General features: G+C 76.3%; 2 protein-coding genes. Both read left to right on the forward strand.

What is annotated here, in order from left to right; all coding sequences use genetic code 11:
* Positions 1-29: 29 nt before the first annotated feature.
* The gene (locus tag ACFZBX_RS35025) at positions 30-8,804 is read left to right on the forward strand and encodes a type I polyketide synthase (protein ID WP_391537854.1); all 8,775 of its coding nucleotides are present in this window, start codon (positions 30-32) and stop codon (positions 8,802-8,804) included.
* Positions 8,805-8,875: 71 nt separating this feature from the next.
* A partial coding sequence (locus tag ACFZBX_RS35030; RefSeq protein WP_391537855.1) for a type I polyketide synthase occupies positions 8,876-12,964 on the forward strand: 4,089 nt, incomplete at its 3' end.

Raw genomic sequence — 12,964 nt, forward strand, 5'->3', positions numbered from 1 at the left:
CCACAGTCCCATCCCCTCGGAGGGAATAGATGAGCACCGATTCCGGCAACGGATCGACACCCGCCACCGCAGCCGAGTCCGCCGTCGCCATCGTGGGTTTGGGATGCCGCTTCCCGGGTGACGTGCGAACCCTCGACGACTTCGGCCGCCTGCTGACCGGTGCCGCCGACGTCTTCACCGAGGTCCCCGCCGAGCGCTGGGGCGACCGGTACGCCGACCCGGCCGGCGGGCCCGGCACCATCTCCAACGGCCGGGGCGCCTTCCTCGCGGACATCGACCGCTTCGACGCCCCGTTCTTCGGCATCAGCCCCCGCGAGGCGGGCCTGCTCGACCCGCAGCAGCGGCTGATCCTGGAGGTCGCCTGGGAGGCGATGAGCGACTCCGGGCGGCCCCGCGAGTCCTGGCGCGGCTCGCGCACCGCCGTGCTGTTCGGGCTGCTCGCCAAGGACTACGAACTGCTGCACGCGCGCACCCTCGGCGTCGAGTCGATCACCCAGCACCACGTCGGCGCACTGGAGTTCAGCTTCGCCGCCGGGCGCCTCGCGTACACCTTCGACCTCACCGGGCCGGTGGCCACCCTCAACTCGGCCTGTTCCTCCTCGCTGCTGGCCGTGCACCAGGCCTGCCAGAGCCTGCGCGCCGGCGAGTGCGACACCGCCCTGGCCGGCGGCGTCAGCCTGCTGGTCACCCCGGACCTCAGCGTCGCGCTCAGCCGGGTCGGCGCGCTCTCCCCCACCGGCCGCTGCCGCCCGTTCGACGCCGCGGCCGACGGCATCGTGCGCGGCGAGGGCGCCGGCGTCGTGGTGCTCAAGCGGCTCGCCGACGCACTGGCCGACGGCGACCGGATCCACGCCGTCATCCGCGGCTCCGCCGCCAACAACGACGGCACCAGCATGGGCCTGACCGTGCCCAACGGAGCGGCCCAGGCCGACCTGCTGGAGACCGCCCTCTCGCGGGCCGGGCTCTCCCCCGCCGAGGTGGACTACGTCGAGGCGCACGGCACCGGCACCGCCATCGGCGACGTCATCGAGGTCGGCGCCATCGGCGAGGTGTACGGCACGGGCCGGGACGCCGGCCGCCCCCTGCTGATCGGCTCGCACAAGGCGCTGCTCGGCCACATGGACGCGGCGGCCGGCATCGGCGGGCTGCTGAAGACCGCCTGGATCGTCAACGCGGCGACCGTGCCGGGCCAGCCGTACGTGGAGACGCCCAACCCCAACGTGGACTGGCAGGACGGCGCGATCGCCGTCCCCGCCGCCACCACCGCGCTCACCGGCCTGGACCGCCCGGCCCGGGCCGGCGTCAGCTCCTTCGGCCTGAGCGGCACCAATGTGCACGTGATCGTCGAGGCGCCGCCGGCCGTCGAGCCCGTGCCCGCCGAGGAGCCGCCCGCGCACCCGTACGTGCTGCTCGCCTCCGCCACCGCGCCCGCCGGGCTGGCCGAACAGCTCGCGGCCCTGCGGGAGTCGGTCGCCGCCACGCCCGACGGCGAACTCGCCGAACTGGCCGCCGCCACCGTCAACCGCCGCACCCACGAGTCGCACCGCCACGCCGTGGTCGCCGCCGACCGCGCGGGCCTGCTGGACGCGCTGGAGGACGCCGAGGAGCCGCAGGACGGCGCCTACACCGGGGTGGTGCCCGACCCGGACAGCGCCCCGGAACCGGTGTTCGTCTACGCCGGCCAGGGCGGCCAGTGGGCGGGCATGGCGCTGGACCTGTACGAGAGCGACCGCACGGTGCGCGAAACCCTCGACGAGATCGCCGAGTTGGTCCGCGCCGAGGCCGGCTGGTCGCTGGTCGACGAGATCCGCGACGCCGACCCGGAGACCGGGCTCTACCGCACCGAGATCGTCCAGCCGGCCATCTTCGCCGTGCAGGTCGCCATGACCCGCTGGCTGGCCGCCCGGGGCGTCCGGCCGGGGGCCATCCTCGGCCACAGCCTCGGCGAGGTCGCCGCCGCCCACAGCGCCGGCGTGCTCAGCCTGCCGGACGCGGTCACCCTGATCGTCCGCCGCTCCGAGACCCTCGGCCTGGCCTCCGGGCGCGGCCTGATGTACGCGGTCACCGCCGACGAGGAGGCCGTCACCGGCATCCTGGCCGGATCGGGCCTGCCGGTCACCGTGGTCGCGGTGAACGGTCCCGGCTCGCTGGTCGTCGCGGGCCCGGCAGACGAGGTCGCCGAGGCCGCGCGGCTGCTGGAGGCGGGCGGCCTGCGCTGCCGCCGGCTGCGGGTCGACGCGCCCGCGCACAGCCCGCTGATCGCCGACCTCGGCCCCCGGCTGGAGGCCGCCCTGGGCGGGCTGCGCCCGGCCGCCCCGGCCGTCCGGATGCTCTCCACCGTCGACCCGTCGGCCGACCGCACGGTCTACGACGCCGCCTACTGGGTCCGGAACTTCACCTCCCCGGTCCGGCTGTGGCCGGCCCTCGACCGGCTGCTCGCCGAGGACGACCACCCGCTGGTCGAGATCGGCCCGCACCCCGTCCTGGTGCCCTCGCTGGCCGAGGCGCAGCGGCTGCGCGGCCGGCGCGCCCCCGCCCTGCCGGTGCTCAGCCGGTACGAGCCGGGCCGGCTCGCCGCGTACCGGGCGCTGGCCCGGCTGCACGTGGCGGGCGCGCCGGTCGACTGGGCGGCGGCCGTGGACGGGCCGCGCCGGTACCGCACCCTGCCGGTGCCGTCCTGGCAGGGCGGGCGCTACTGGCTGCCCGGCGTGGAGCGCGGGCAGCAGGGCGGCGGGCAGGCGACCGGCGCGGCGGCCGCGGCCGGGACGGCGCCGGCCCGGATCCGGCTCAGCCTGCTGGACGCCGAGGACCGGGTCACCGGTGAGCTGTACGCGCAGGTGAGCGCGGGCGACCTGGCGGCGCTCGGCCGGGTTCCGGCGTCGGCCCAACCCCTGTCGCAGCCCCAGCCGCAGCCCCAGCCGGTGAGCCCGGCACCCGCCCGGCCGCAGACCACCGCTCCGGTCACCGCCCCGGTCACCGCCCCGGCCGCCGCACCCGCCGGGCGGGGCCTGGCCGAGCTGGTGACCGCCACGGTGCGCGAGGTGCTCGGCCTGCCCGCCGACCAGGCCGTCCCCCGCCGGCGCGGACTGTTCGAGCAGGGCCTGGACTCGCTGACCGCGGTGAGCCTGCGCCGCAGCCTGGAGCAGCAGCTGGGCGTCACCCTCCCCACCACGCTGATCTTCGAGCGGCCCACCATCAAGGCCCTGGCGGAGTACCTCGCCACCGTCGCACCGGAGCGCCTCCCGGAGCCTGCGCCGGCGCCGCAGCCCCACGTCGCGACCGATCCTCGGCCCGCCCCCGCGCAGGCGGAGCAGGAGGACGGCATCGCCGTCATCGGCCTCGCCTGCCGGCTGCCCTCCGCCCCCTCCCCCGCCGCCTTCTGGGACCTGCTGAACGAGCGCGGCTCCACCGCCGGCGACTTCCCCGCCGACCGGCTGCGGGACCCGGTCTGGGCCGAACTGGGCGACGCCATCGCCCTGCCGGGCTCCTACCTGGACGACCTCGCCCAGTTCGACGCCCCGTTCTTCCGGATCTCGCCCCGCGAGGCCAAGCTGCTCGACCCCCAGCAGCGGCTCTTCCTGGAGACCGCCTGGGAGGCCCTGGAGGACGCGGGCTGCCCGACGCACACCCTCGCGGAGCGCCCGGTCGGCGTCTACGCCGGACTCGCCCTGGCGGACTACCAGTTCCTGGTCGCCCGCGAGATGGAGCCCTCCCGGCTGAACCTCCACCACGGCACCGGGACCTCCTACGCCGCGCTGGCCGGCCGGCTGTCCTACCTGCTCGGCCTGCGCGGCCCGAGCATGACGGTCGACACCGCCTGCTCCTCCTCGCTGACCGCCGTCCATCTGGCCTGCCAGGCGCTGCGCGCCGGTGACTGCGAGGTCGCCGTGGTCGGCGGCGCGAGCGCGATCACCGCCCCCAGCCCGCTGCTGGCCTCGATGGCCGGCTCCGGCGCGCTGGCCGCGGACGGCCGCTGCAAGACCTTCGACGAGGACGCGGACGGCTTCGCCTGCGGCGAGGGCGCGGTGGCGCTGATCCTCAAGCCGCTGTCCGCCGCCCTGCGCGACGGCGACCGGGTCCACGCCGTGCTGCGCGGCAGCGCCGTCAACCAGGACGGCGCGACCGGCGGGCTCACCGTGCCCAACCCGGTCTCCCAGGTGGAGGTGGTCCGCCAGGCCCTCGACCGGGCCGGCTGGGCGGGGCACGAGGTCGACTACGTCGAGACCCACGGCACCGGCACGCCGCTGGGCGACCCGATCGAGGTGCACGCGCTGGCCGAGTCGCTGGGCGCCGGGCGCGGCGAGCGGAACCCGCTGCTGATCGGCTCGGCGAAGGCCAACGTCGGCCACCTCGGCGCGGCGGCCGGCGCGGTGGGCCTGCTCAAGGTCGTCCTCGCCCTGCGCAACGGCACGCTGCCGCCGCACCTGCTGGAGCGGCCGTCGAGCCGCATCGACTGGGACCGGGTCCCGGTGGAGGTGGTGACCGAGTCCCGCCCCTGGCCGGCCCACGACCGCCCGGCCCGCGCCGGGGTGAGCGCCTTCGGCGTCAGCGGCAGCAACGCCCACGTCGTCGTCGAGCAGTTCGTCCCCCGCACCGCGGACCGCCCCGCCGACGTGCCCGCCGAGCCGGGCGAGCACGTCCTGCTGGCCACCGCGGCCACCCCGACGGCGCTGCGGGCCGTCGCCCGCGGGCTCGCCGAGCGCCTCGCCGCCGAGCCCGGGCGCACCGCCGACATCGTCCACACCGCCACCCGCCGGCGCTCCCTGCTGGAGCACCGCCTCGCCGTGGTGGGCACCGACGCGGCCTCGCTCGCCGCCGCGCTGACGGAGGCCGCCGACGGCACCGCCACCGGCTCGGCCCTGACCGGCCGGACGGACGCCGGCGAGGAGTGCGCCATCGGCTTCCGCTACACCGCCGAGCCCGCCGGTCCGGCGGTCGCCGAGGCCTGGGCCGCCGCCTCGCCCGTCTACCGGCGGAGCCTGGCCGAACTCACCGGCCTGCTGGCCGAACTGGCCGGCCCGCTCGGCCCCGACGAGGCCCCCTCCGCCGGGCGGAGCGCCGCGCTGCTCTTCTGCCACCAGGCCGCCGCCACCGGCGCGCTGCGGCAGTTGGGCGTCGCCCCGCACGCGGTGACCGGCGAGGGCCCCGGCGCGGCCACCGCGGCCTGGGCCCACGGACGCCTCACCGCGGCCGAGGCCCTACGCGCCCTGCTCGACGGCACCGCCGGCGGCCCGGCGCCGCAGGGCGAGGACCCGACCGCCGACTGCGACCAGGTCGTCACCCTCCCGGCCGACGGCGGGACGGCGGCCCTGCTGGCGGCCCGGCTGTTCGCCGCCGGGGTGCGCCCCGCCCCGGCCCGGCCCGGCGAGGACGGCGCCGTCGTCGCCCTGCCGGCCTACCCCTGGGAGCACCAGCCCTACTGGTACCGGGACTTCGCCGCGACCCCGGCCGCCTGCTGGCCGCTCTCCGCGCCCACGGCGGCGGAACTGCGCTCCCGCGCCGCACGGTTGCGCGACCTCGTCGCCGCCGGCGCGCCGGAGCCCGGCGCCGTGGCCCGGACGCTGGCGGCCCGCCCCGGACAGCCGCACCGGCTGGCGCTGGTCGGCGAGGACGGTGACCAACTGCTGGCCGCCCTGGACGCGTTCGCCGACCGCGGCGAGCTGGCCGGCACCGCCGTGTCGGGCGGCGCACCGGGCGAGGTCCGGCCCGTCCTGGTCTTCCCCGGCCAGGGCTGGCAGTGGGAGCGGATGGGCGCCCGGCTGCTGGAGGCCTCGCCGGTCTTCGCCGCCACGGTGACCGAGTGCTCGGAGCTGGTCGAGGCGTCGGCCGGCTGGTCGGTGCTCGCGGTGCTGCGCGGCGAGCCGGACGCGCCCTCCTTCGAGCGGGTGGACGTCGTGCAGCCGGTGATGTTCTCGGTGATGCTCGGCCTGGCCCGGCTCTGGGAGTCGGCCGGGGTCCGCCCGGCGGCCGTGGTCGGCCACTCCCAGGGCGAGATCGCCGCGGCCTGCGCGGCCGGGGCGCTGAGCGTCGAGGACGCCGTCCGGGTGGTCGTGGCCCGCTCCGCCGCCCTGGTGGAACTCGCCGGCGGGGGCGCGATGCTGTCGGTGACGGCCGGCCCCGACCGGGTCGCCGGCCTGCTCGGCCGGTGGCCGGACCGGCTCTGGCAGGCCGCCGTGAACGGCCCTTCCGGCACCGTGGTGGCCGGCGAGGTGGCCGCCGCCGAGGAGTTCATGGCGCACTGCGCCGAGGCCGGGGTGCGGGTGCGCCGCATCCCGGTGGACTACGCCTCGCACACCCCGCACGTCGAGGCCATCCGCGAGCAGGTCCTGCGGGCGATCGGCCGGGTGGAGCCGCGCGAGTCCCGGATCCCGATGTACTCCACGCTGACCGGCGCGGTGGTCGACACCACCACCCTGGACGGCTCCTACTGGCTGGAGAACCTGCGCAACCCGGTGCGCTTCCAGGACGCCACCAACGCCCTGCTGGACGACGGGTTCACCGTCTTCATCGAGGCCAGCGCCCACCCGGTGCTGACCATGGGCGTCGGCGAGACCGCCGAGGCGCACCCGACGGCGGCCGCCGAGGGACCGGTGACCGTCACCGGCACCCTGCGCCGCGACGAGGACACCCTCGCCCAGGTCCTGGCCGGCGCCGCCCGGATCTGGACCGCGGGCGTCGCGGTCGACTGGACCGCCCTGCAGCCCGCCCCCGCGGGCGAGCGGCCGCTCGACCTGCCGCTCGACGGCGACGAGGTCACCGGCAGCGGCCCGTCCGGCACCGACCAGGTGGAGAAGCGCTTCTGGCGGATCGTCGAGCAGGCCGACGCCGGGGAGCTGGCCGGACTGCTGGGCATCGCGGGGGACGCCGAGCGCGACGCGCTGCGGGCCGTGCTGCCGACGCTCTCGCACTGGTGGCAGCAGCGCCGCGAGGCCGCCGTCATCAACGCCTGGCGCTACCGCTCCGTGTGGCGGCCGCTGGCCGTCGACCCCGCCTCCGCCTCCGGCGGGCTCACCGGCGTCTGGCTGGTCGCCGCACCGGCCGGGCTGCTGGACCACGACCTGGTGACCGCCTGCCTCCGGGAGATCGACGAGCACGGCGGCAAGGCCGTGCTGCTCCCGGTCGACACCACCGGCGCCGACCGGACCACCCTGGCCGAGGCGTTCACGGGCGCGCCCGTCGGCGGCGTGCTGTCGCTGCTCGCGCTGGACGAGTCCGCGCACCCCCGGCACCCGGCCGTCCCCGCCGGCCTGCTCGCCACCGTGCACCTGCTCCAGGCCATGGACGACGCCTCCTGCGAGGCCCGGCTCTGGTCGGCCACCCGCGGCGCGATCGCGACCACGGAGGACGAGCAGCTCGCCCACCCGCTCCAGGCCCACGTCTGGGGCCTCAGCCGGGTCGCCGGCCTGGAGACCCCGCAGCGCCTGGCCGGTGTGATCGACCTGCCGCCCGCGCTGGACGCCGGCACCGGCGCGCTGCTGTGCGCCGCCCTCGCCGGGATCGACGACGAGGACCAGCTCGCACTGCGCGAGGGCGGCCTGCTGACCCGCCGGATCGTCCGCGACCCGGTGGCCGACGACGCGCCGGCCACCCCGTTCCGGCCCGAGGGGACCTCGCTGGTCACCGGCGGCACCGGCGCCCTCGGCGGCCACGTCGCCCGCTGGCTCTCCCGGCAGGGCGGACACGTCCTGCTGGTCGGCCGGCAGGGGCCGGACGCCCCCGGGGCGGCCGAACTCGTCGCCGAACTCACCGGGCTGGGCGCGGCGAGCGTCACCGTCACGGCCTGCGACATCGCCGACCGGGAGTCCCTCGCCCGGGTGATCGACGGCATCCCCGCCGAGCGCCCGCTGCGCGCCGTCTTCCACACCGCCGGGGTGGTGGACGACGGCCCGGTGAACGCCATGGCGCCCGGCCAGCTGGAGCGGGTGCTGGCGCCCAAGACCCGGGCCGTGGCCAACCTCGACGAGCTCACCGCCGGCCTCGACCTGAAGGCCTTCGTGCTCTACTCCTCGGCCGGCAGCATGGTCCCCAACGTGGGCCAGGGCGCCTACGCGGCGGGCAACGCCTACCTGGACGCGTTCGCCGAGCACCGCCGCGCCCGGGGCCGCGCCACCACCTCCATCGCCTGGGGCGCCTGGTCGGGCCAGGGCATGGCCGGGGAGCAGGACTTCGTCGACCGGGTCGGCCTCGGCGGCATGGACCTGATGACCCCGCACCTGGGCGTGATGGCCCTGCTCCAGGCGCTCGGCCACGGCGACACCACCGTGGCGATCGCCAACGTCGACTGGGACCGCTTCGCCGAACGCTTCAACGCCACCCGGCCGCACCCCTTCGTCGCCGAACTCGTCACCGCCGCGTCCACCGGACCGGCCGGCACCGAGTCGCCCGCCGCGGCCGGGCTGGCCCGGCTGACCGAACTCGAACCCGTCCGGCGCCGCAGCACCCTGCTCGACCTGGTGCGCGCCGAACTGGCCACCGTGCTCGGCTTCTCCAACGCCGGGAGCATCAGCCCCGGCACCGCGTTCAAGGACTTCGGCATCGACTCGGTCACCGCCGTCGAACTGCGCAACCGGATCGTCGGCACCGCCGGACTCCGGCTCTCCCCGGTCGCCGTGTTCGACCACCCCACGGCGGAGGCGCTGACCGAGCACCTGCTCGGCCAGTTCCCCGACGCCGAGCAGCAGCGGGACCAGCAGGACCCGGAACCGGCCGGGGCGGCGCCGCAGGACGCCGAGGAGCCCAGCCTGATCGACGCGATGACGGTCGAGGACCTCCTGCGCATGGCCCGCGGCGACAGCAGTTCCTGACCGAGACAGTTCCTGAACGAGACGGGCCCTGACCCCAGACAGGCCCTGACCCAGATCGTGGCGAAAGCGGAGTGACCGGGATGACAACGTCGAACCAGGAGATCGTCGAGGCGCTGCGCACCTCGCTCAAGGAGACCGAGCGGCTCCAGAGGGAGAACCGGCGGCTGACCGACGCGGCGCGCGAGCCGATCGCGGTGGTCGGGATGGCCTGCCGCTTCCCGGGCGGGGCGGGTTCGCCGGAGGAGCTGTGGGACCTGCTCGCCGAGGGCGTCGACGCGACCTCGGAGTTCCCGGCGGACCGGGGCTGGCCGGAGGACCTCTACGACCCGGACCCCTCGCGGTCCGGGAAGTCCTACACGCGCCGGGGCGGGTTCCTGGACGACGTGGCGGGTTTCGACGCGGAGTTCTTCGGGATCTCGCCGCGCGAGGCGCTGGCGATGGACCCGCAGCAGCGGCTGCTGCTGGAGGTCTCCTGGGAGGCGCTGGAGCGCGCCGGGATCAACGCCCGCACGGCGAAGGGCAGTCGGACCGGCGTCTTCGTCGGGGCGTCCAGCTCGTACTACGTCCCGGACCCGGGCAAGGTCCCCGAGAACGTCGAGGGCTACGCGCTGACCGGGAACCTCTCCAGCGTGCTGTCCGGGCGGGTCTCGTACTGCCTGGGGTTCGAGGGGCCGGCGGTGACGGTCGACACCGCGTGCTCCTCCTCGCTGGTCGCCCTGCACCTCGCCGTCCAGGCGCTGCGCAAGGGCGAGTGCACGCTGGCCCTCGCCGGCGGCGTCACGGTGCTGGCCGGCCCCGTGGCGTTCACCGAGTTCTCCCGCCAGCGCGGACTGGCCGGCGACGGCCGGTGCAAGCCGTTCAGCGCCGCCGCGGACGGCTTCAGCGCGGGTGAGGGCATCGGCCTGCTGGCGCTCGAACGGCTGTCGGACGCGCGGCGGTTGGGGCACCGGGTGCTGGGTGTGGTGCGGGGCAGCGCCATCAACCAGGACGGTGCCAGCAACGGTCTGACCGCGCCCAACGGCCCGTCGCAGCAGCGGGTGATCCGGGCGGCGCTGGCGGACGCGGGCCTCGCGGCCGGGGACATCGACGCGATCGAGGCACACGGCACCGGCACCAAGCTGGGCGACCCGATCGAGGCCGAGGCCCTGATCGCGACCTACGGCCAGGGACGGTCGGCCGACGCTCCGGTCCACCTCGGCTCGCTGAAGTCCAACATCGGCCACGCCCAGAGCGCGGCCGGGGTGGGTGGCGTCATCAAGATGGTGATGGCGTTGCAGCGGGAGGAGTTGCCGCGGACGCTGCATGCGGAGGAGCCGTCGCCGTTCGTGGACTGGTCGGCGGGGTCGGTGTCGTTGCTGACCGAGCCGGTGGCGTGGCCGCGTGGTGAGCGCACGCGTCGGGCCGGTGTGTCGTCGTTCGGCGCCAGCGGGACGAACGCGCATGTGATCGTCGAGGAGGCCCCCGAACTCGACGCCGTTGTTGAGGTGTTGGACGGTGAGCCCGGTGCGGCCGGGGTGACGGCGTGGTTGGTGTCGGGTGGGAGTGCGGGTGGTCTGCGGGCGCAGGCGGCCAGGTCGGCGGAGTTCGCGGGTGCGGGTGTCGAGGCCGGTGTGGTGGGTCGGGCGTTGGCGGCGAAGCCGGTGCTGGGTCACCGTCTGGCGGTGGTGGGTGCCGATGGTGCCGAACTCCTCGCGGGTCTTTCGGCGTTCGCGGCCGGGGGTGAGGTCGCGGGCAACGCCGTGACGGGTGCGGTCGGTGCGACGGCGCGGCCGGTGCTGGTGTTCCCGGGCCAGGGCTGGCAGTGGGAGCGCATGGGCGTGGAACTGCTGGACGCCTCGCCGGTGTTCGCGAAGTCGGTGGCGGAGTGCTCGGCGGTGGTCGAGCGCCTGGCGGGCTGGTCGGTCCTGGACGTGCTGCGCGGTGTGCCGGGCGCGCCGTCGTTCGAGCGGGTGGACGTGGTCCAGCCGGTGATGTTCACGGTGATGGTGGGCCTGGCCCGTATGTGGGAGTCGCTGGGGGTGCGGGCGGCGGCCGTGGTCGGGCACTCGCAGGGCGAGATCGCCGCGGCCTGCGTCGCCGGCGCGCTGAGCGTCGAGGACGCGGTGCGTGTCGTCGTCGCACGCTCGGCGGCGATCACCGCCCTGGCGGGGCAGGGCGCGATGCTCTCCCTCGCCACCGGCCTGGACGCCGTCAACGGCCACCTCGAAGGGTTCGAGGGCCGGTTGTGGGTGGCGGCCGTGAACGGCCCCGCCTCCACCGTCGTGGCCGGCGACGTCGCCGCCGCCGAGGAGTTCGTCGCGTACTGCGAGAACACGGGTGTGCGGGTGCGGCGCATCCCCGTCGACTACGCCTCCCACACCCCGCACGTGGAGGCGATCGCCGAGCGGGTGCTCGCCGATCTCGCGGACATCACCCCGCGCGCCGGGCACACGCCGATCTACTCCACGCTGACCGCGAGCGTGATCGACGGTTCGGGGATGGACGCCCGGTACTGGCTGGACAACCTGCGCAGCCCCGTCCGTTTCCAGGACGCGACCACCGCGCTCCTGAACGACGGCCACACCGTGTTCATCGAGTCCAGCGCCCACCCCGTGCTGGCCGCCGGTATCAGCGAGACCGTCGACGCCCACGGCGCGGACGGGGCGCACGTCACCGTCACCGGGACCCTGCGCCGTGACGAGGGCGGCCTGCGCCGTTTCGCGCTCGGCGCGGCCACCGCCTGGAGTGCCGGCCTCGACCTCGACTGGTCACCGATCCTCGGCACCGGCACCACGCCGGGCGTCGAGTTGCCGACGTACGCGTTCGACCACACCCGCTTCTGGCTCGACTTCACCCCCCGCACCGGCGGCGACGTCGCCACGGTGGGCCTGGACACCGTCGAGCACGGCCTGCTCGCCGCCGCCGTCGACGTCGCCTCCGGCGACGCCGCGATCCTGTCGGGCACCCTGTCCCTGGCCACCCACCCCTGGCTCGCCGACCACGCCGTCACCGGCACCCCCCTCCTGCCCGGCACGGCGTTCCTCGACCTCGCCCTCCACGCCGCCGACCACACCACCAGCGCCGGCGTCAAGGAACTCCTCGTCCAGGCCCCCCTCCTCCTCCCCGCCACCGGCGCGCTGGACCTCCAGGTCGTCATCGACGCCCCCGACCCGGACGGCTGCCGCAACACCACCATCTACTCCCGCCCCCACACCACCACCCACACCACCTGGACCCGCCACGCCCAAGCCACCCTCGCCCCGCACGACGGTTCCCTGACCACCGGGGACGCCGCCTTCGCCGCCACCGGCGCCTGGCCGCCCGCCGACGCCACCGCCCTCCCGACCGACGACCTGTACGAGACGCTCGCCGGTCGCGGCTACGCCTACGGCCCCGCCTTCCAGGGCGTGACCCGGCTCTGGCGCGGCGCCGACCCGAGCGAGCTCTTCGCCGAGGTGGCCCTGCCGGAGGGGACGGCCGACGACGCGGACGGCTTCGGTCTGCACCCGGCGCTGCTGGACGCCGCCCTGCACGGCCTGAGCCTGCACGAGAGCTTCCCCGAGGAGGGCGTCTGGCTGCCGTTCTCCTGGAACGGGATCAGCCTGCACGCCTCGGGCGCCCGCACCCTGAGGGTCCGGCTGCGCACCATCGGCGAGGCCGCCCTCCAGGTGACCGCCGCCGACCCGTCCGGCCAACTCGTGCTGCACATCGACGAGCTGCACATCCGTCCGGTCGACGCGAGCCGACTCGTCACGGCGGTGTCCGCGCCCGACGGGCTGTACAGCCTCGACTGGATGCCCGTCGCCGCCCCGTCGGCCGAGGAGGACGCCGTCACCGGTGTCGCCGTGCTCGGCCCCGACCCGCTCGGCCTCGGCGCCGCGCTGAGCGGCGCCGCCGCCCACGGCGATGTCGCCGAACTCGCGGCCGCCCTGGACCGGGGAACCCCGGCCCCGGCCTGCGCGGTCGTCACCGCCGTCACCCCGGCCACGGAGCAGGAGCCCGCCGAGTCGGCCCACCGGGTCGCCGCCGGCCTGCTGGCGACGGTGCAGGCGTGGATCGCCGAACCCCGCCTGGAGTCGACGCCGTTGATCGTCCTCACCCGGGGCGCGGTCGCGGCCGGACAGGGCCCGCGGGCCGACGTCACCGACCTGGCCGCCTCCACCGTCTGGGGCCTGATCCGC

The organism is Kitasatospora sp. NPDC008115 (assembly GCF_042957205.1).
GTDB lineage: Bacteria > Actinomycetota > Actinomycetes > Streptomycetales > Streptomycetaceae > Kitasatospora.

Coding starts and splice junctions, on each gene's coding strand:
- ACFZBX_RS35025 (WP_391537854.1), top strand. CDS start 30: ATGAGCACCGATTCCGGCAACGGATCGACACCCGCCACCGCAGCCGAG.